Here is a 19,950-nt window from a genome sequence, read left to right as displayed (position 1 = left end):
GCCCTCGTGGCGGCCTTCCAGGAGGGGCGGGAGAGCCCCGAGCCCTTCGACGCGGTCGCGATCGACATCGCGCGCTTCCAGGCCGAGCGTGTGCCCGGCATCGCGAGGCTCCACCGCGCCGCGCGGAGCGATCCGCGCGCCCTCCGCGCGGCCCACGAGATCCCCGCGGTGCCGACCGACGCGTTCAAGCACGTCCGGATCGCGACCTTCCCCGCGTGGCCCGGGGAGACCGTGTTCCGCACGAGCGGCACCACCCTCGCGGTCCGAGGGACGCACGCGTTCCGCACCACCTCCACCTACGACGCGGCCGCGCTCGCGTTCGGTGCCCACGCGCTCTTCGCCGGCCTGTCCGAGCCTCCCGCGGCCGTGGTCCTCGCGCCCCCGTTCGCCGAGGCGGGCGACTCGTCGCTCGGCCACATGATGCAGCGCTTCGTGGAGCGCCTCACGTCGACGCAGCCCGGGGCGCGCACGCACTTCGTCTCGGGCGACGCGATCGCTCACGACGCCCTCGAGGCTCGTCTCGACGCGCTCGTGGCCGAAGGCCGGCCCGTCGTGGTGCTCGGGACGAGCTTCGCGTTCGTGCACTGGCTCGACGCCCGAACGCGCGGCGCGACCCCGCTCCCACCCGGGAGCCGTGTGATGCAAACAGGCGGAACCAAAGGGAAATCGCGCGAGGTTTCGCCGGGTGAGCTGCGCGCGCGGCTCGCGTCGGCGCTCGGGGTGGGCGAGGGCTCCGTCGTGTCGGAGTACGGCATGACCGAGCTGTCGAGCCAGTTCTACGAGGGCACCTTGCTCGGCACCTCCGAGGGCGTGCACGTCGAGCCGCCGTGGGCGCGTGTCGTGCCCGTGCACCCGGAGACGCTCGTGCCCGTCCCGTTCGGCGAAGAGGGGCTCGCGCGCATCGAGGATCTCGCGAACGTCGACAGCGCCGTCGCCATCCAAACCCAAGACAGGGTGGTGCGCGTCCCGGGCGGCTTCCGGCTCCTCGGCCGCGCGAAGGGGGCTCCGCCGCGAGGTTGCTCCATCGCCATCGACGAGCTGCTCGCGCGAGGCGAGACGTGAGCGCGGGGCGCCCTGTCGCCGAGATCGGGGCTCGGATCCAAGCCCTCCTCGAGGCCGCCCAGGAGGTCGCGCGTGGTGCGGAGGCCGTCCCGGCGCTCGTGGGGAGCACGGGGCTCTCGGTCGAAGGGGTGCGCCTCGCCCTCGCACACTCCCTCGAGCGCGACGTGAGCCCGACCGAGCTCGAGACGCTCGTCGCGCGTGTGCGGCCGGCCGAGGCCGTCTCGGTGGTGCTCGCGGCGAACGTGTTCACAGCCTCGGTGCGCGCGCTCGCGCTCGCCGTGGCGTCGGCGCCACGTGTCTTCGTGCGGCCCTCGCGGCGCGATCCGTGGTTTTCGTCCGAGCTCGTTCGCACGCTCGAAGATCCTCGCGTCGTCCTCGTCGACGAGGTCCGCACCCACGAGGGCGTCGTCCACGCGTACGGTCGCGACGCCACCATGCGGGCCCTCGCCGAGCGTACCCGCATGCCCGTGTGGGCGCACGGCGCGGGCCTCGGGGTGGCCCTCGTCGATACCGACGCCGACGCTCGAGAGGCGGCCGAGCGCATCGCGGACGACGTCGTCCCGTTCGATCAGCGTGGCTGCCTCTCACCTCGTGTCGTCGTGGTCACGGGCGGTCCCCAGCGCGCCGAGCCCTTCGCCGACGCGCTCCACGCCGTGCTCGTGCGGCGCCGCCACGAGGTCCCGCTGGGCGTCTTTTCGGCCGAGGAGCGCGCCGAAATCGAAGCCGCCGCGCGCGTCGCGCTCATGTGTGGCGATGCCGTCGGCGATCTGGGCGCTCGCGTGGCGGTGGTCGGCCACGACCCCGCGCGTCCGTTGCCGATCCTGCCTCCGGGAAGGAACGTGCTCGTCGTCGCGGTGGACGACCTCCGCGCCGCGGGTGAGGTCGTGTCCGGGCTCGGCCGCGTGGTCGTCGGTGTCGCCGTGTCGGGCTCCTCCCTGGCCGATCTCGCGCCGCCGTGGGCTCGTGCCGTGCCGCTCGGCGCGCTCCAGCGCCCGCGCCTCGACGGGCCCGTCGACCTCCGCGACGTCTGGCTCTGAATCCGAGGGAGATAGCCCTACGACAGCGAGCGCAGGAGGGCTTCGAGAACGCGTGCCAAAGTGTGCCACGCCCGCGGATTTCCCGGTCCATTCGGGGGGATTGGGCGTGTGGTCCGTCGGTTGCAAAAAGGTCCCAGCCGCCCCGTCACTTCCCCTACCTTGGAGGCTCCCATGGCTCGCACGACGTTCGCGAAACGCGCCCTCACGCTCGCCCTTACCATCCCCGTCGCGCTCGCGGCCGTCGCCTTCGCCGAGACCCGGGCCGAGGCCTGCGGAGGCTGTTTCCACCCGCCCGATCCCGAGAGGCCCACGGTCGTGACCGACCACCGCATGGTGCTCGCCGTGGGCCGTGGGGAGTCCACGCTCTACGATCAAATTCGCTACACGGGGAACCCGCGTGAGTTCGCGTGGGTGCTGCCCATCGCGGGCGAGGTGGAGGTGGGCCTCAGCTCCGACGGCCTCTTCGCCGGGCTCGACGCCATCAGCCAGACCGAGATCTTCGGTCCGCCGCGCAACTGCCCCTCCCGGCCGCTCGATTGTGGAGGGAGTGGGGCCTGTGGGGCTTCGTTCGAGTCCGCGTCGGCCGGAGACTTCGCGGGCGAGAGCACGGGCAACGAGGTCACCGTCACGCGTCGCGAGGTCGTCGGCCCGTACGAGACCGTGCAGCTCCAGAGCAAAGATCCGGGCGCCCTCACGAAGTGGCTCGGAGACAACGGGTTCGTCCTCGCCGCGGACGTGCGCCCCATCGTCGAGCAGTACGTCCGCGAGAACTTCAACTTCCTCGCGCTCAAGCTCCGGCCGTCCGCGAGCGTGCAGTCGATGCGGCCCGTCCGCGTCACGAGCAAGGGGCCGTCGATCGTGCTCCCGCTGCGCATGGTGGCCGCGGGCGCGGGCGCGAGCGTGGGCATCACGCTCTTCACGATGGCGGAAGGCCGCTACGAGCCGCAAAATTTCCCCTTCTTCCAGATCGCCGCCGAGGACGTCTCGTGGGACTGGACCGGCACGGCTCCCACGACGGGGCCCGCCACGTCCTCCACGACCGACGGGCAATCGAACTTCCGTGACGTCCGCAAGTCGAAGTCCGACGCGTTCGGGGGGCGCGCGTGGGAGGTCGAGTCGTCCCTCGAGGTGCGCACGGGCGCCTTCCCCGTCCCCGCGGCCCCGTTCGGGGGCGCCGCGCCGGAGCCCTCCGCGTCGGCTGCAGGGTACACGCAAGAAGGCACCAAGATCCCCGACATCCTCATGCGCGAGGACCTCGACATCCTCTACGGTCGCCGCTCGGGAGGGCTGTCGCGCCTCACACGCATGCGGGCCGATCTCTCCAAGGCGGCGCTCTCCGAGGACCTCGTGCTCGCGGCGTCGGCGGACCAAGCCGTGCTCTCCAACCAGCGCCGGATCACGCGCGAGCTGAACGAGCCTTCGTGCACCGTGTGGGTGGGGTGCGAGGCGTACGGCGTCGCGCCGCGCTCCGAGGCCGTCAAGCGCTCCACGGATCACTGCGCGACGTCCGGCACGGCCACTCCGAACGGTGGGGTGCTCGCCGCGGGCCTCGGCCTCGCCGCCGTCGTGGGCGCGCGCCTTCGCCGCCGCCGCGCGCCGCGCTCGTAGACACGAAGAGACGTTCGCGCCCCCGCCCGGCCAGAGCCGAGAGGGGGCGCGGGGTGAGCTCGTCGCGCGAGGCCTACGCGAGCGACTTCGTGTAGACGCGGTACTTCTTGTACTGCTTGCCGCCCATCATCTTGATGCCGAGGCTCACGGGGGCGTCGTCCTCGCGGATCCACGAGAGCTCGCCCCAGGTGTAGCCCTTGGCGAGACCACGCTTCGCGACCTCGACGTACATCGCGGTGGAGAGGCCGCCGTACCGCTTGATGTTGGCGCGGACGTCGCGGTTGATGCCGAGCATGATGAGGCGCGTGGTGAGGGGGTGCTTCACCTTGGTGCGCCAGAGGAGCTTGAAGACGCCCGTCGGGAAGAGCGAGCCCTTCAGGTCTTGGATGGCCTCGTTGAGGTTCGGCACCATGATGCACATGCCGGCGGGCTTTCCGTTCACCTCGGCGATGAACGCGATGTCCGGGTCGAGCACGAGCTTCATGTCCTGGGCGATCTTCTTCACCTCGTCGGGGAGGGCGGGCACCATGCCCCACTTGCCCTCCCAGGCGTCGTTGTAGATGTCCATGATGACCTTGAGCTCTTCTTCCATGCGCGACGTGTCGACGCTGCGAAGCTTGACCTCGGGCAGGGCCTTCACGTCCTCCCACGCCTTGATGGCGCGGGCCGAGAAGGGGATGCTCCCGTCCCAGCGGAAGCAGAGAAGATCCTTCTCTTTCGCGAGGCCTGCGGCGTCGCAGATGGCGGCCTGGTAGGTGCGGGAGTGTGCCATGCTCAGCATGGGCGGGCACTCGTGGCCCTCGATGAGGATGCCGACCTCCTCGTTGGCGTAGAGCGAGAAGGGGCCCCACATGCGCTTCATGCCGCGCGCGCGCAGCCACGCCTCGGCGGCCTCGATGAGCTTCTTGCCCACCTCGACGTCGTCGATCGTGTCGAAGAACCCGAAGAACCCGGTGTCGTCCTTCCACACGCGGAGGTGCTCGCGGTCGATCTGGGCCGAGCACCGGCCCACGAGCTTTCCGTCTTTCCAGGCCGTGAAGTAGACGGCCTCGGCGCGGTTGAAGAAGGGGTTCTTCTTCGGGTGAAGGCGCTCCTTGATCTCGAAGTCGAGCGGCGGGACCCACGCGGGGTCGCCCTCGAACACCACATGCCCGGCGCGGATGAAGTCGGTGATGTCCTCGCCCGGCCGATGCTCGCGAATCTCGATGGTCATGAACGGTTCTCCGCGGGCGCGATTAGCACGGACCGCCCCTCGCTCGAAGCGTGAAGGTGGATGCGCGCCCGGCATGTGTCGATAAAGAAGCTTTACTAACGGAGGGCCGTGACCACGACCTCGTCACCGAGAGCCTCGCGAGCGAGCTCGCACATGCGCGCGTGGTGGGTGAAAAAGAGGACCGTCGCGCGGGAGGCGAGGGGAGCGAGGCGGGTGAACGCGGCGCGCGCGCGGTCGTCGTCGAAATGGACGAGCGCGTCGTCGAGCACGATGGGCGCCACGGTCCCGAGGTCGACGAGGCGCTCGAGGCTGGCGAGCCGGAGCGCCAGGTAGAGCTGGTCGCGCGTGCCCGTGGAAAGCTCGTCGACCCCGAGCACGGAGCTCGGGCCGGGGCCTTCGCTCGCCTTCACGGCGTGCATCACGAGCCCGGAGCCGCGATCGGCGCGCGCGGCCTTCGTCGTGCCCGAGAGGTCGTCGAACGCGACCTCGAGGCGCTCGTAGGCGCCGCGGGTCATCGCGCGAAAGTGCTCGCTCGCTCGAGACACGACCGGGCCCTGGCTCTCGCTCCGAAACGCCTCGATCCTCCGCTCGAGCAGCCGCCTCGCGGCCCGCGCGACGAGCCACTCTTCGGCCTTGTGCACGATCGTGGCGAGCGCGCTCTCGGCCTCCTCGGCGCGCACCGAGGCGCCGAGATCGTGCCTCCGCATGTCGTCGAGTCCCTTCTCGTTCCGGACGGTGGCCTCGAGCGCGCGTTTGGTCTCGATGTCGTTGCGGCCGAGCTCGACCTCGAGCTCCGCGAGCCGCGCGTGGAGCTCCGAGGGTTGGGTCTCGGCCACGATGCGCTCCACGACCTCGCGCTCGGTGCGCCGGCACGTGCGGGTCACCTCTTCTTCGAGCTCGTCGCGGCGCTTCGAGAGCGCCGTATGCTCGTCGGCCGCGCGCACCGCCTGCACGAAGGCCGCGTCGTCGCTCGTGCCCGCGAGCGCGTGGAGCGCGTCGAGGCGCTCTTTGGCCTCACGGAGGGCAGCCTCGTGGCGCACGCGCTCGCGACTTTTGTGGTCTCTCGCCTCACGATCGTGGCGCGCCGCCTCGCGCGCCCGCTTGGAGGCCGTGATGCGGCCGAGCACGGCCTCGGCGAGGGCGTCGGCCGAGGCTACGGCGGGGGGCTCTCCGAGCCGAGCGGCGAACGCGGCGACGTAGCCCTCGAAGTCGTCGCGCTCCCTCCCGAGCTCGAGCAGCACCGCGTCGATGCGCGTGATGGCCTCTTCGAGCCGGTAGACCTCGGCGAGGCCCTCGAGTCGCGCGCGCACGTCCCCGGGCGGGGCGTCGTGGTCGAGCCCGAGCGCCCGGAGATCGTCCTCGATGCGCGCCGCCGATACCCGGAGATCGTCCTCTGCCGCCGCGAGGGCGCTCGTCGCCGCCGCGAGCTCGCCCTCGAGCCGCTCCCTCGTGTCGCTCCGCCCCTTCGCTTCGGCGAGGGCCTTTCGGAGCTTGTCCCGTCGCTCCGTGGCGATCACGGTCAGCGCGGTCAGGGTCCTCCCTTCGGGCTCGGCGAGGCGCTCGGCGTACAGCCGGGCCAGAGACTCTTCCGCCTCCTTCGCGTGCCGCTCGGCCGCGTCGGCCTCGTCGCGCTCGCGCATGGCGTCGACGAGCGCGTCGAGCCTCGCCCGGAGCTGCGGGAGTCCCTCCACGTCGGCGATCCGCGCCCCGAGCCTCCGGGCTTCGTCGAGCTCGAGCGAGCACGCGAAGGCGAGTGCGTCCGAAGCGCGCGACTCTTCGCCCATGATCGTGTCACGACGCGCGACGAGCGCCGAGAGCTCCGAGGTCAGGGTCGCCGTTCGGCGCGCGGCGTCCGCGTCTCTCCGGAGCGCGTCGGCGATCTCGTCGGCTTTTCGTACGGCGACCCGCGCCGCGCCGAGCACGATCGGCTCCTGCGCGACCCGCGCCACGAGCTCGTCGCGCGCGCGCCGCGCGTCACCGAGATCGGCCTCCGTCGGCCCACTCGAGGCAAGTCGTAAATGCTCGATCTCATTGTGTATTCGTGCGATCTGAGCTTCGGTCGAGCGGCGCTCTCCCGAGATGCGTGAAAGCTCGCCTCGGAGGCGCGCCCTCTCGTCGAGCAACTCGGCGAGCCGCTCGCGGCTCGGCAAGGTCGTGCTCACGAGCTCCTCGAACGACGGCACGGTCACGAAGAGCGCACGACCGAGGGTGGCGACGCGTTCGTTCGCGGCCGAGGCACGTGCGCCGGTATCGAGCGCCGCTCGTGTCGCCGCTCGGGCGATGTCGTCGTGTGGCGCGAGGGCCTCGAGCGGTGCGAGGTCCGAGGCGAGCTTCTCGGTGTCGCTCGGCGGCGCGAGCTCGAGGTCGTGAGCTGCGCGGTTGGCCCGCCGCGCGGCCTCGTCTCGGCGCCGCCGTGCGTCGGCCGTGGCCTCGGCGCGGTCGGCGATCTCGCCCCGCCTCGCCAGGCACGCGCGCGCGCGCCCGAGGTCCGTCGCCGCCGAGCGAAGCGTGGCCTCGGCGAGCTTCGTCGACAGATCGGCGCGTTCTTCGAGCAGGGTGCGACGCCTGGCCTCCCCGAGGGCGCGGTCCGCGCGCCGCTTCTCGAGGTCGGTCGCCTCGAGCTCGACGTCCTCGGGGACGAGCTCTGTGGCGCGCCGCGCCTCGCGGGCGTCGAGCTCGCGTACCTCTTCCGTGAGCGCACGCAAGGCGAGCTCCGCGGCCCGTTTGTCGGACGAGGCGCGGGTGTGATCGACCTCGGCGCTCCGTGGCAGCGGCGCCACGTCTCCGAGCTCGGCGAGCCTCGCGCGGACCTTCGCGAGCGTCGCCAGGGCGGGGCGAGCGGCGTCGGCTTCTTCGAGCTCGGAGAGGGCGCGCCGCAGGTTCGCACCTTCGGCCACGAGCGCCACGTGGGACGCGCGGGCCTCTTCGAGCGCGCGCTCCTGCGCGAAGTAGGCCTCGGGGCTGCTCTCGGCCTGCTCGAGGGCGTCGTGTCGCTCTTTGTAGGTGCGGATCGCCGTGTGGAGCTCGCTCGACTTCGCCTGTGGCGCGGGGTTGTAGAGTGCACGCTCTTGCTCCCCGAGGGCGACCTTGGCCGCGGAGAGGCGCGCCGAGCCCAAGGCTGCCGCGGCGAGCGTCTCGCCGAGCTCGCCCCGCGCGTCCAGGACCGCCTCGGCCCCGCGCTCGAGGCTCGCGTGGTCCATCGTGAAGACCGAGTCGAACGTCGTGGCGTCGAGCGCGCCGCGCATCGCGTCGAGGGCATCGTCGGCGACGACGCTGCCGTTCCGATCGACGAGCGTGTCGCGCATTCCCCCGCGCCGCACGAAGGTGAGCTCGCGACCATCGCGGCCGACGAGGGTCCCACCGACGCGGAGCTGCGTCGCCTTGCCGACGAGGTACGCGTCTCGGCTCCCTCTCGGCACGCCGAAGAGGAGCGCGAAGATCGCGCGCCGCGTGGTGCTCTTCCCGGACTCGTTCGCCCCGAACACCACGTGAACCTTGGGCGACGAGAAATCGAGCACGACGTCCTCGAAGCCGCCGAACGCCGCGAGCTCGAGCCGCGTGAGCCTCACGGCTCGCCCTCGTCGGCGACGCTCGCGCCCGAGGTCTCGGCGGAGACCCGCGTCCGCGCGCGCTCCATGGCCGAGACGACGAGCTCGTCCCTGACGCTCTCGAGCCTCTTTCGCGCCTCCGGAGGGAGACGTCGCTCGAGCTCGGCGAGGTCGGCGAGGAGGTCCTTTTGTTCGGCCGCGAGCTCGTCTTCCGTGGGGGGCGACACGATCGAGGCGCGCTCTCGGGTGTCCTCGACCGCGCGCATGCGGACCCGCTCGACGGTGACGCGCGCGCCGTGCTCGGACGCCACGAAGAGCCGGAGCTCTTCTTCGAGCCTTCGCGCCTCTCTCTGGAGCCTCGCGCCGAGGGTGCCCTCGAGGGTCACGCGCGCGACGAGCGGGCGCCCCTCGCAGGCCTCGAGCTCGGTCTCGATGCCCTGCCGCGCTCGCTCGAGCAGCTCGTCGAGGCCGTCGTCGCGTTCCACACGAAGACCGAGCTTTCCGAACCGGAGCACGTCCAAGGAGCGGTGCTCGACGCTCACGATCGACGCGCCCGACACGTCGAGCACCGTGGCCCCCTTCGGGCCGGTCTCGTTCACGTGGCGCCCCTGGATGTTCCCCGGGAAGACCACGTACGGCGCCCGGTCGACCACCTCGCGCGTGTGCACGTGGCCGAGGGCCCAGTAGTCGTAGCCGCGGGACACGAGCGTCGCCCGCTGTGTCGGCGCGTAGGGCTCGTGACCAGGGCGCCCGTCGAGTGATGTATGCAAAAGTCCTACGTTGAGCGCCCCGGAGATCGGGCTCGGGTAGCCTGCGGCCAGGTCGTCGCGTGTGGCGCGTGTTCGGTACCCCTGCCCATGAACCGCGACGCCGAGGTGCTCGAGCACGAAGGTCTCGGGGGCGGCGGTGGACAGCTCGTGCACGTGGTCGGCGAGGCGGAGCTTTCGCGAGACGACGCTCTCGGCGTCGTGGTTCCCCCGGACGATGACGACCTTGCAGCCGATGTCGCGGAGCCGCGACAGCTCCTGCGCGAAGAAGAGACCGGTGCCGAAATCGCGCCAGGAGCCGTCGAAGAGGTCGCCCGCGAGCAAGAGCAAGCGCGCGTCCTCGGAGAGGCAGAGGTCGACGAGGTTCGTGAGCGCGCGCCGTGTCGCGTGGTGCGCATGATCGCGGAGCCCGGGCGCGTCGTGCATGCCGGCGACGGGGCTGTCGACGTGGAGATCCGCGGCGTGGACGAGCTTCACGGCGCGTCGCCGAGCCCGTGCCGAGGGGCGCCGCCTCGACGCTCCCCGGCACGCGGAGGGAGGAGGCTCGCGCCCCGGATCGAGTCGCGGAGCGCGCCTGTCGGACGAAGACGACGGAAGCCCATGGCGCTCAGAGCGCGCGCACGTCGTCGCGGGCGTGGTGCGGCTCGGCCCACGTCACGAGCTCCGGCGGCATGGTCACCCCGAGCTCCAGGATGCGCTCGATCGCCGGGGTCTGCCCGACACGCGCCGGCAGTCCCTCGAACCAAAGCACCATCGTGAAGAGGCTCAGCTCGGCTGCTCCCCACCCTCGGAGCGAGCGCGCTGCCTCGACGAGGCGGGCGGTCGCAGCGAAGATTCGGTCCTTGCGCTCGGAGACCGTCTCGGCCCAGTGCATGCTGGTGGCGAGCCAATGGTAACGCGAGCCGAGGTCGACCACGGGGTTTAGCACCGCGTCGACGAGGGTCACGATCTCGAGCTCGCGCGCGAAGGCGTCGAGGTCCTCTGCGAAGAGCCGCGGCGCCTCGGGGTAGGCTCGGTCGAGGTAGTGGAGGAGGGCCGTCGAGTCGGTCACGACGCGGCCACCGTCCACGAGCACCGGCACCGTCTCGGTGGCCGACACCTTCTTGACCTGCTCCATGTTCGCCGGCTCGGCGCGGGCGTCCCGCAGGGTCGTCCCCGCGAGCAGCCCCTTGTGCGCGAGCGCGAGCCGCGCCCTCCGCGAAAAGGGGGACATTCGGAAGTGGTAGAGAGTTCGCTCCGCCATGGCGCTACTCTCGCGCCGAACGCCTCCCGTCACAAGCCCGGCGTCCGCGCATTTCGTAGCGGTCCTCGCGCGCGCGTGCCGCTACGAGCGGCGTTCGTCACGAACCCGTCGTTCGCCCGCGAAGGCGAGGTGGAGGTGCAGGGCGAGCTCGTCCGCTTCCGCTCGCCGCTCGCGGTCGGTCCGGCGATCTCCCACGAGCGTGCGGAGCTCGGCCACGGTGGCGGCCGGTGCGTCGGCGCGAAGGTGCGCGAGCTCGTGCGAGCCGCACACGACCACGACGTCCCCCGTCGCGAGCCGGGTCTTCGTGAGAACACGCGAGTCTCGGGCCCCACACACGACGCAGTGCTTTTCCTCGGTCATGCCCGAGTCTTGGCCGAGAGCCCCGCTCGGGGCCAAGATTCCTGCGCAGCTAGGGCCCGCGCGGGCTCGAAATCGACGGTCCGATCCTCGAACGTCGGCCGCCTGGTGGTTTTGGGCCGGGACCCGAGACGAACGGGGTCTCTCCCGCCGCGCTCCCGTCAGCCGCCGCGCGCCGAGCGCTCCGCCCGCGGGACCTCGTAGTCGAAGTAGTCCGACGGATCGCCGCCCTTGCCGTCCATCGCGGCGCGCGCCACGTTGAACATCTCGCGCGCCGAGACGTAGTGGAGCTTCCACTCGCGCCCGTCGTTGTAGCGTGCACCCATCGCCGCATGGAAGGCGCGCGCGTCGTCGCCGAGCAGCACCTTCGCGTTCGCTTCGGGGGCGCCGTGGGTGTGCACCTTCACGAAGACCCACTCGGGCCTGCCGTCGACGTGGATGTCTTGATCGACCCACGTGTGGAGGCGCTCTTTCGTGTACGGGTCCGACCAGTCGATGGCCGCGCTCTCGATCCGCACGGAGAGCTTCCCGGGGCGCAGCGCGAGGGCGATGGGGCCCTCGATCATCATGACCTTGTCCTCGCGCGGGGTGCCGACGCGGACGCGCTGGGCGTGCTCGTATGCCCGTTTTTTCGAGGGATCCACGGGGTAGTAAATAGAATTTACGATGTGCGGCTGGGCCTCGTCGGGGGCCGCGGGGAAGGTGAGGTCCGCGTAGCAGCCGAGCTCGTAGAGCAGGGTGAGCTCGTCGTCGACGCCGCAGGCCGTGCCGTTGCGCCGTGCGTTCGCGAGGCACCAGTTGCCGTGGATGAACGACCACGCGAAGCCCCCGTCTTTCTTCGCCATCGTGCCGTGACGGTCGAGGTCGCGGAGGGTCGCGACGAGCTTCTCGGCGAGGGTCTCGCGCGTGTCGGCGTCGTGGTGGAGGTGGACCTCCATCTCGCCGAGGCCCATGCCGCACATCTCGGCGATCGGCTCCACGAGGCGCGGATCGTACTGGTCTCCGGGGTAGAAATAGCTGTGCCGCGGGGGCCGCCCGTTGCTGTCACGGAAGCGATCGACGAGCGCGGGGTAGGTGTCGCGCCATGCACGAACACGCTCGATCCCGCGGTCCATGTCGGCGCCGCCGTGGAGCGGCTCGTAGTGATCGCACAGGCAAAAGAGCAGGTGCTTCGTGCCCGAGTAGCGCGGGCGAGCGCGCCGCTCGAGCCTGTCTTTGGCCCACCCGCCGACCCAGAGGTGCAGCTCCTTTCGACCGAGCTTCCCGAGCGGTCCGGGCAGCTTGCCGAGATCGAGCTTCCAGAGCGGAAGGTCGAGCATCGAGCCGCGCATCAGCGCTTCTTCTTCTTGGGGCTGTCGGGGTCTTCGAAGTCCCAGATCACCGCCCCGACGGTCTTGCGCTCGCCGATCTGCTTCACCGCATCTCGGAGGTCGCCCGTGCGGGAGTGGTTGCTCCTGAGGACGACGATGATCCCGTCTACCGCGTTCTCGATGACGTTCATGTCGCCCGAGCCGAGGATGCTGGGCGAGTCGACCACGAGGAAGTCGTACCCACGCGCCAAGAAGCCGATCGCGTTCTGGAAGTGCGTCGAGTGGAGCGTCTCCGGGAACGTCTTCTCGCCGGGCGCTTCGGCGAGCACGTGGAGCGCCGGCCCGAGCGCCGTCACGCACCAAGGCTCCATGCTCCCGCGCATCTTGCGCACGATCTGAGCGGAGAATCCGTACCCCTGGGGGACGCGGAAGCCCAAGATCGTGGCGAGCGTAGGCTTGTAGAAGTTGGCCTCGACGAGGAGCACGCGCGCGCGCTGCGACTCCGACAAGACGAGCGCGAGCTGCGTCGCGAACGTGCTCTTGCCCTCGCGCTCTTTCGGGCTCGTGACCGCGAAGGTCCACATGCCCTCCGCTCGCTTCTGCTCGAGCTTGTGGCGAAGCACGCGCAGCGAGGTGGTCGCCTCGCTCGCCGAGTCGCCGAGCATGACCAGCACCTTCGTGTCGGGCGGCGCGGCCCACGCGGGGACTACGCGAACGGGCGAGTCGGGGGCGGGCCCCGCACCGGGAGCACCCACGCTGACGGGGACCATCGCCCCGCCTCCGCCGGAAGACGGCACCATGGCCCCGCGCTGGACGACGAGGGTCTTGGAAGGAGACTCATACGCCACGGCTCTTCACCCCCCTCTCGGGACCTGCATTTCGGAGCCTCACGTCGGTCTCCCTCCTTGCGCGCGCGGTTGACCCGGCACGATGGGGGGGCATGCCTGCGCCAGGGCCGCCAGCGACACCTCCCTGGCCGGCTCCGGGCCCTTGGGGGCCGCCGGGCCCGGAAGGTCGACCCCCGGGAGCGCCAGGGGGTTGACCTGCCGCCGCGGCCGGAGCTGCCACACCGGCGCCGGGAATCTTGGGCAGCACGCCGAGGACCGGGATGATCTGGAGAGACTCGATGTCTCCCGCATCGATGATGCGATCGCTGAACGCCACCCGCCCGAGGGCATAGAGCACCGCGAGCACGAGCGCCACGCCACCACCGGTCATCGCGGTCTTCGATTTTCCGCCCTTCGAGGGCTTCGTCGGGAGGAAGGCCGCCTCGGCGATGTCGAGCGAGTCGCTCGACTTGGCCTGCTCGCTGGCGAGCTCGAGCCGGGCCTTGTTCACCTGCTCTTTGAGCTCGTTCAGCTGCGTGCGCGCCTCTTGGCTACGGCGCAGGAGCTTCTGGAACGAGGTCTCGAGGCCCACGATGCCCGTCGGCTCCTCGATCTTGCCGCCCGCGTCGCCGGTGTGTTTCACGCCCCGCGCCGCGGCGATTTGGGCGTCTACGGCGGCGAGCTCCTTCTTGAGCTTGTCGATGTTCTCGGCCGTAGGGGCCACCGTCGACGACTGCTGCGCGAGCTTGATCTCCTGGTCGATGTCGCGAATTTTGGCTTCCGCCGCCCCGAGCTGGTTCTTGGCCGCGGTGACTTTGGCTTTGGCCGCGCGCATGTCGGGGTGCTCGTCGCTGATGCCGCTCGCGCGGAGCCGTCCGAGCTCGGCGTTGGCCTCGTTGACCATGTTTTGTGCGGTGTCTCGCTCCCCCGAGGCACGCGCACGGCGGGCCTCGAGCTCCGGGGGCACCGTCGCCGGCGCGGAGCCACCGCCCTGGATGGCCTTGAGCTGCGACTCGATCCGCTGGCGCTGGCGCAAGAGCGCGTTGAGGGCCGGGTCCGCCGAGAGCACCACCGGCGACCCGCCCGGTGCGCCGCCCGGTGCCGTCGGCGTTCCGAAGCCCACGCCCGGCCCCGGAGCCATTCCGCCGGTTTTCTTCATCTCGGCGGCGAACTTCCGGGTGCGCGGCGAGGAAGGTCGTGAGCTCTCGGTTCGCGGTGTCGAGCTCGGTGAGGAGCTTGGTCTCCTGGTCCGTGAGGAACTCGACCTGCTGCTTGATTTGCGTGAGCGCCTCTTTGCCGAACTCTTCGACGATGGATTCGGCGAGCCTCTGCGTGACCTTGCGGGCGAGCTCGGGGTCGTTCGCCTCGAAAGACACGACGAAGCGCTCGCTGTCTTTCCCGCGGAACCCGACGTACTTGTCGCGCATCTCGTCGATGGCGGTGATGATGCCCTGCGACTTGACCGTGCTCTCGTAGAGGTTGAACTCCTTGATCATCTTCTCGAGGCGTGCGCGGCTCTTCACCTGCTCCTCGAGCTTCGGCTTGAGCCGCGCGGCGCGCTCGGCCGGGCCCTCGTCTTGTTTGCCGACCTTGAACCCTGCGCGGAACGCGATGACGACCTCGGACCGGTAGACGCTCTTCGTGTTCATCGCGAGCACGATGGCGACGACGCAGCCGATGATGAGGATGATGATCGAGACGACCCAGTGCTGGGCCGCGCGGCGGGCGATCGTCTTCGCGCGGTTGATCCGGTCGCGGGTCGAGGGCTCGTTCACCGGGGGACCGCCCGCGGGGGGCATTCCGGGCATGCCGCCGGGCATGCCACCTGGCGCGCCATAGGGGGGGAACGCGTGCGGGTTTGTGTTCATGGGCGGAGCCGGGAGTGAGTCACGGTGCCGCCGTAGCATACAGGGCGCTAGGGGGGGCCACAATCGGCCGTTTCGGCGCCGCCCTGCACGTGTTGCAAATGCTCGAAATGTATGATGATTCTTGCTCCGTTTCGGCCCGGTTCGAGGTATCCCGGCCGTGCCCGTCGCCCTCGTGTCGGGGCCGGTCGACGGTCCACGCGGGCCCCACGTTGCGCGGAGGCCCCCTCGAGACGCAACGTTTTCGTGATCTCCCGACAGTCGCCGCGAACCGTTGAAGTCTCCGCCGGGGGCCTGTTAGATGACGAAGCCTAGAGCGAGGATGACCATGCCGAAGTATCTGATCACGGGGGGCGCGGGCTTCATTGGTTCGTCGATCGCCGAGGCGCTCCTCGCGGCCGGCGAGAAGGTCCGCATCATCGACGACTTCGCCACCGGGCGCAGGCAGAACCTCCAGAGCCTGCCCGGGGACTTCGAGCTCGTCGAGGGCTCGATCGTCGATCCCGACACCATGGCCCGGGCCCTCGATGGGATCGAGGTAGTGTTCCACCAGGCGGCGATCCCCTCGGTCTCGCGGTCGGTCGATACGCCTCAGCTTTCGCTCATGGTGAACGTGCAGGGCACGACGGTGCTCTGTGACGTGGCGCGCCACAAGGGCGTGAAGCGCATCGTGTTCGCGGCGAGCTCGTCGGCCTACGGAGACACACCGACCCTCCCCAAGGTCGAGACGATGGCGCCTTCGCCGAGGTCGCCGTACGCGGTGTCCAAGCTCACGTGCGAGCACCTCCTCCGCGTGAGCGCGGCGCTCTACGGCCTCGAGACCTTGAGCCTCCGCTACTTCAACGTCTTCGGCCCCCGCCAAGATCCGACGAGCCAGTACGCGGCCGTCATCCCGAACTTCATCACCGCCGCCATCAAGCGCACGCGGCCGGTCATCTTCGGTGACGGCGAGCAGACCCGGGACTTCTGCTACATCGCGAACACGGTCGGCGCGAACCTCCTCGCCGCCAACACCAAGAACAAGCTCGAGGGGCAGGTCGTCAACATCGCGTGCGGCGAACGCATCTCGCTGAACCAGCTCCTCGAGTACATCGGCGCCGAGGCGGGCATCAAGCTCGAGGCCGACTACCGCCCGACCCGCGTCGGCGACGTCCGCGATTCGCTCGCCTCGATCGAGGCCGCACGCGAGCTCATCGGCTTCGACCCGAAGGTGAAGGTCCGCGAGGGGCTCGCCAAGACGTTCGCCGCCTTCCGCGAGTTCACGAAGTAGCGCTCGCGAGGCCCAGGGCCGGCGGCCCGAAGCTTGAAACGCCGAGGCCCCGAGGTTCGCACCCCGGGGCCTTCGTTATTTGCACTCTACATGCTCAGAGCTTCACGCAACGCAGCCCGAGCTTGCCGTACTTGTTGAGGAGGAACGTCGTGCTGCCGCCACCTCGGCTGTAGCCGTGCACCTCCCACGAGCCGTTGCCGCTCCAGCGGTGGCGCGCCTCGATGGGAGACTCCCCGCTCGCGTCGTAGCTCGCCGTGAAGCTCACGGTCGACGTGAGCTCGAAGTTGTTGCCGAGCAGGTCGGCGTGGCCGCCGGGACCACGTCCGCGGGTGCGGCCCGGCGCCGAGATGAACGAGATGTAGTCGGTCTGCGTGGCCCGGAGCTTCGGGAACTCGTAGCTGTACCGGTAGTTGGCGAGCTCGAGGGAGCGCGTGGCGATGTCCCACGTGAGCCCACATTGAGGGTGAGCGGCGTCCGTGGCCCACGGGAAGCGGCAGCCCCAGTACGTCTGGTCGCCGCGGTTCGTGGCGAGGCCGCGCTCCTCGGGCAGGACCGGGAGGCGGTCGTCGACGTCGCGCCACGGGGGCGTCGTCTGGGCGCCCCACGCCGCCTGCCACTCGGCGAGGGTCTCGAGGCGTCCGCCGTCCCACACGCAGAACGCCTGCGCGACGAGGTAGTCGACGCACTGCATGGACTTCGTGTCGTAGACGTTCTGATCGAACTCGGGCGCGATGCCCTCGTCGACGGTATCGAAGCGGTAGGCGTGGGTCCCCGGGGCCCCGGCGAAGCAGCCGGTGCCCGTCTGGGCGTTGCCGTTGAAGATGAACCCACCGATGTGTCGCCGCGCCGCCGTGTACACGCCGCGGAAGTCGGTTCCAGGGGTGCAGGTGCAGTTCGGGTTGGTGCCCCCGGTGCAGTCGCGCTGGGCGCATCCCGAGAGCTCGCCCGCGCCGTTGTCGCCGTTGAAGCTCGTGGGCAGGTAGAGGTCCCACGAGGGCTCGAGCACCGTGCGCCCGGCCGCGTTGCCCGGAATGACGGGCACCTTGCCGGCCGCGCGCGCGCCCTGGACGAAGCCTCGCACGTCGTACCCGATGCTCTCGAGGAAGACGCGCATGCGCCCGGCGGTGACCTGGTATTTGTCGAGCTGGACGGTGTTCCCACCCACGGTGACGGGCGCCGTCGTGCAGCAGTCCTCCCAGGCCTCGGCGCCGATGCCGCCTTCGCCGCCCGCACCGCACGTGTCGCCGCCGTAGTGGGCGACGCAGCTACGGCCGGCCGCGCAGACCTTGTTGTAGTTGCATCCCTGGCTCGCGCAGTCGGAGCCGGTGAGGCACGCCTGGCCCATTCCGCAGCCCGCGCACGTCGCGCCGCCGCAGTCGACGTCGGTCTCGTCCTGGTTCTTCACGCCGTCCATGCAGGTGGGCGGCTGGCACTTCAGCCCCATGCCCTTGTCCGCGCAGACGCCGCTCGTGCAGTCGTTCGCCACGAGGCAGTCCTTGCCGTCCCCGCAGCGCGGGCAGGCCGGGCCACCGCAGTCGATGTCCGTGTCGGTGCCGTTCTTCGCGCCGTCGTTGCAGCTCGGGGTCGCGCACTTGCCCGCCGTGCACACGTCGCTCTGGCAGTCGCTGCGCACCTTGCAGTTCTTGCCATCGACGCACTTGCCGCACGCCGCGCCGCCGCAGTCGACGTCGCTCTCGGTGCCGTTCTCGGTCGTGTCCGTGCAGGTGGGGGCTTGGCAGACCCCGTCTTTGCAGACCTTGCTCGTGCAGTCCGCGCCGGCCTTGCACTTCTTCTGCGTGTCGCACTTCTTGCACTTGGCGCCGCCGCAGTCGATGTCGCTCTCGTCCTGGTTCTGCGCGCCGTCCTCGCAGGTGGGCTCGAGGCACTTGCCCTTGGCGACGTCGCAGACCTTGCTCGCGCAGTCGTCGGATTTCACGCAGTCGGGCTTCGCCGCGTCCGGCGTGCTGCCGTCGGGAGTGGGCGTGCTGCCGTCGGGAGAGGGCGTGCTGCCGTCGGGAGAGGTACCGGCGTCGTCGGTTGGAGGGGGCTCTTCCGTCGTGGAACAGCCGAGACCCGTCACGCCCGAGAAGGTGAACGCGGACGCGAGGAGCAGCCAGACCGAGGTGCGCGACGACAGGTGCATGGAATCTCCCGGAAGAAGGCGGGCGACCTTCGCCCAACACCTTGTTTTAGCACGAGGGATTCCGTGCGCCGTCGCCGGAAAGGACGACAGCACGAGGCGAGGTTTCCCCGCATACGTCGCCATACCTCTCCCACCTCTGCCTCGCGCTCCCGCGCGCTCGCGGCCGATCAGCGGAGCTTGGGGCGTCGGGCGATCCAAGGCTTCGCGAGCTCGAGCTCGGCGGCGAGCGCGAAGAGGGTCTCTTCGTGGCCCATTTTTCCTACGAACTGCACGCCGACCGGCAACCCCTCTCGGCTCTCGGAGAGCGGCACGCTCATCGCGGGCTGACCCGTCATGTTGAAGAGCATCGTGTTCGGCGTCCGCTCGAGCGCGTTCTTCGCGAGCTCGAAGAGCGCCCGCTCGAGGAGAGGCTTGGCGGGCACGGCGCGGAGCGCACGGAGGCCGACACGCTCGGCGGGTTTCAGCGCGAGCTCACCCACCTTCGCCGGGGGATACGCGAGCGTCGGCGTCGAGAGCACGTCGATCGTCTCGAAGAGGCGGCCGACCTGCCGCTGCACGGCGAAGAGGGTGGCTCGCGCGCGCTCGAGATCCAGGGCGGAGAAGGCCCGCCCGAGCTGGGCAAGGAACCACGTCGGCGGCTCGAAGTCGTCCGGGTGTACGGGCTTCCCGGCCGTGCGCGCGAGCTCCTCGACGCCGTACGCCGCGCCCGCGGCCACGATCGTGAGGTACGCGATCCGCACGGCGTCGCGGTCGATGGGGATCTCGACGGGGACCGGCTCGTGGCCCAGCGCCTCGCAGGCCTTCATCGCCGCGTCGAGGGCGTCCCGGCAGTCGTCGTGGGTCTTGTCGCCGAGGATCGAGCGCGCCGAGAAGCCGATGCGGAGGCGCGGCTTCTTCTCGGGCTCGAGCGTCGCCGAGAGGAACGAGCCCTTCGGGGCGAGGGCGACGTAGGGCGCGCCGACGTCGGGGCCGTGGGTCGCGTCGAGGAACGCGGCGCTGTCGCGGACCGTGCGCGAGACCACGTGCGGCACGACGAGCCCGTGCCACCCTTCGCCCTTGTGGGGTCCGAGCGGCATGCGCCCGCGGGTCGGCTTCAAGCCGAAGAGACCGCACGCCGAGGCGGGGATGCGGATCGAGCCGCCCCCGTCGCCTGCGTGCGCGACGGGGACGATGCCCGCGGCCACGGCGGCGGCGGAGCCACCCGACGAGCCTCCCGGGGTGTGCCCGAGGTTCCAGGGGTTGCGGGTCGGCCCGTGGAGCTCCGGCTCGGTGATCGCGAGGAGCCCGAGCTCGGGCGTGTTCGTCTTTCCGAGGAATACGACGCCGAGCTTCCGGTACCGCGCGAAGAGCTCGGTGTCGTCCTTGGCCACGTGCCCACGCAGCGCGCGCGAGCCGGCGTTGTAGGGCGCATCGGCGAGCACCCCGTCGAGGTCCTTCACGAGGAACGGTACCCCGCCGAAGGCGCCCGCTGGATCGGCCTCGGCCGCCGCTTTGGCCTGCGCGTCGAGCCTGTGCACGACCGCGTTGATCTTCGGGTTCTCGCGATCGAGCACGGCGGTCGCGACCTGAAGCAGCTCGCGGGCCGAGGCCTTCTTCGTGCGGACGAGCTCGGCGAGGGAGAGGGCGTCGTAGGTGAGGTACTCTTCGGGGGTCACCCGGCTACCTTACCGCGGTTCGTGCCGGGTGCTCCATGAGGCCGT

Annotated in this window: 15 protein-coding genes; 5 read left to right on the top strand and 10 right to left on the bottom strand. The window is 70.6% G+C overall.

Annotation, left to right across the window (positions count from 1 at the left end):
- Window positions 1–6: 6 nt before the first annotated feature.
- From IPK71_29345 to IPK71_29335, 3 genes are all read left to right on the top strand, one after another.
- The gene (locus IPK71_29345) at window positions 7–1,062 is read left to right on the top strand and encodes an acyl-protein synthetase (protein ID MBK8217853.1); all 1,056 of its coding nucleotides are present in this window, start codon (window positions 7–9) and stop codon (window positions 1,060–1,062) included.
- Window positions 1,059–2,099, top strand: coding sequence for a proline dehydrogenase (locus tag IPK71_29340; GenBank protein ID MBK8217852.1), 1,041 nt, complete (start codon window positions 1,059–1,061; stop codon window positions 2,097–2,099). The genes IPK71_29345 and IPK71_29340 overlap by 4 nt, the downstream gene beginning before the upstream one ends.
- 171 nt (window positions 2,100–2,270) lie before the next feature.
- Window positions 2,271–3,707 carry a DUF2330 domain-containing protein gene (locus IPK71_29335; protein ID MBK8217851.1) on the top strand — a complete coding sequence of 479 codons (1,437 nt, stop codon included), beginning with the start codon at window positions 2,271–2,273 and terminating at the stop codon, window positions 3,705–3,707.
- Window positions 3,708–3,780: 73 nt separating this feature from the next.
- Here IPK71_29335 and IPK71_29330 read toward each other — a convergent pair whose 3' ends face one another.
- The 8 genes from IPK71_29330 to IPK71_29295 form a co-directional block, all read right to left on the bottom strand.
- On the bottom strand, window positions 3,781–4,920 hold the full coding sequence (locus IPK71_29330; protein MBK8217850.1) for a GNAT family N-acetyltransferase: 1,140 nt from the start codon (window positions 4,918–4,920) through the stop codon (window positions 3,781–3,783).
- A gap of 95 nt (window positions 4,921–5,015) precedes the next feature.
- A complete protein-coding gene (locus IPK71_29325; GenBank protein ID MBK8217849.1) occupies window positions 5,016–8,489 on the bottom strand; it encodes an AAA family ATPase in 3,474 nt (1,157 codons plus the stop codon).
- On the bottom strand, window positions 8,486–9,712 hold the full coding sequence (locus IPK71_29320; protein MBK8217848.1) for a DNA repair exonuclease: 1,227 nt from the start codon (window positions 9,710–9,712) through the stop codon (window positions 8,486–8,488). The genes IPK71_29325 and IPK71_29320 overlap by 4 nt, the downstream gene beginning before the upstream one ends.
- A 130-nt stretch (window positions 9,713–9,842) precedes the next feature.
- Window positions 9,843–10,448, bottom strand: a complete 606-nt coding sequence (locus IPK71_29315) for a glutathione S-transferase family protein (GenBank protein ID MBK8217847.1) — start codon at window positions 10,446–10,448, stop codon at window positions 9,843–9,845.
- 111 nt (window positions 10,449–10,559) lie between these two features.
- Window positions 10,560–10,838: a hypothetical protein gene (locus IPK71_29310; protein ID MBK8217846.1), complete on the bottom strand. Its 279-nt coding sequence runs from the start codon at window positions 10,836–10,838 to the stop codon at window positions 10,560–10,562.
- A gap of 158 nt (window positions 10,839–10,996) precedes the next feature.
- Window positions 10,997–12,115 (bottom strand): hypothetical protein, encoded by a 1,119-nt coding sequence (locus IPK71_29305; GenBank protein ID MBK8217845.1) that lies wholly within the window; start codon window positions 12,113–12,115, stop codon window positions 10,997–10,999.
- 50 nt (window positions 12,116–12,165) lie between these two features.
- The gene (locus tag IPK71_29300) at window positions 12,166–12,993 is read right to left on the bottom strand and encodes a hypothetical protein (protein ID MBK8217844.1); all 828 of its coding nucleotides are present in this window, start codon (window positions 12,991–12,993) and stop codon (window positions 12,166–12,168) included.
- Window positions 12,983–14,044 carry a hypothetical protein gene (locus IPK71_29295; protein MBK8217843.1) on the bottom strand — a complete coding sequence of 354 codons (1,062 nt, stop codon included), beginning with the start codon at window positions 14,042–14,044 and terminating at the stop codon, window positions 12,983–12,985. The genes IPK71_29300 and IPK71_29295 overlap by 11 nt, the downstream gene beginning before the upstream one ends.
- Between IPK71_29295 and IPK71_29290 the strand changes: the two genes are divergently transcribed.
- Together IPK71_29290 and IPK71_29285 are read left to right on the top strand one after the other, a co-directional pair.
- Complete coding sequence (locus tag IPK71_29290; protein MBK8217842.1) at window positions 14,016–14,858, top strand: hypothetical protein; 843 nt, start codon at window positions 14,016–14,018, stop codon at window positions 14,856–14,858. The two genes, IPK71_29295 and IPK71_29290, sit on opposite strands and share 29 nt — an antisense overlap.
- 307 nt (window positions 14,859–15,165) lie before the next feature.
- Window positions 15,166–16,107, top strand: a complete 942-nt coding sequence (locus IPK71_29285) for an SDR family oxidoreductase (protein MBK8217841.1) — start codon at window positions 15,166–15,168, stop codon at window positions 16,105–16,107.
- Between the two features lie 94 nt (window positions 16,108–16,201).
- Here IPK71_29285 and IPK71_29280 read toward each other — a convergent pair whose 3' ends face one another.
- Together IPK71_29280 and IPK71_29275 are read right to left on the bottom strand one after the other, a co-directional pair.
- The gene (locus tag IPK71_29280) at window positions 16,202–18,250 is read right to left on the bottom strand and encodes a hypothetical protein (protein MBK8217840.1); all 2,049 of its coding nucleotides are present in this window, start codon (window positions 18,248–18,250) and stop codon (window positions 16,202–16,204) included.
- Between the two features lie 167 nt (window positions 18,251–18,417).
- The gene (locus IPK71_29275; GenBank protein ID MBK8217839.1) at window positions 18,418–19,905 is read right to left on the bottom strand and encodes an amidase; all 1,488 of its coding nucleotides are present in this window, start codon (window positions 19,903–19,905) and stop codon (window positions 18,418–18,420) included.
- Between the last annotated feature and the right edge of the window lie 45 nt (window positions 19,906–19,950).

It is taken from the genome of Myxococcales bacterium (genome assembly GCA_016712525.1).
Classification (GTDB): domain Bacteria; phylum Myxococcota_A; class Polyangia; order Polyangiales; family Polyangiaceae; genus JAAFHV01.
This window is presented reverse-complemented; position numbering and strand designations above follow the sequence as displayed.

Bases quoted from the DNA above. Each gene is read 5' to 3' on its own strand.
- IPK71_29335 (MBK8217851.1), top strand. From the start codon at position 2,271: ATGGCTCGCACGACGTTCGCGAAACGCGCCCTCACGCTCGCCCTTACC.
- IPK71_29330 (MBK8217850.1), bottom strand. From the start codon at position 4,920: ATGACCATCGAGATTCGCGAGCATCGGCCGGGCGAGGACATCACCGAC.
- IPK71_29315 (MBK8217847.1), bottom strand. From the start codon at position 10,448: ATGTCCCCCTTTTCGCGGAGGGCGCGGCTCGCGCTCGCGCACAAGGGG.
- IPK71_29310 (MBK8217846.1), bottom strand. From the start codon at position 10,838: ATGACCGAGGAAAAGCACTGCGTCGTGTGTGGGGCCCGAGACTCGCGT.
- IPK71_29285 (MBK8217841.1), top strand. From the start codon at position 15,166: ATGCCGAAGTATCTGATCACGGGGGGCGCGGGCTTCATTGGTTCGTCG.
- IPK71_29280 (MBK8217840.1), bottom strand. From the start codon at position 18,250: ATGCACCTGTCGTCGCGCACCTCGGTCTGGCTGCTCCTCGCGTCCGCG.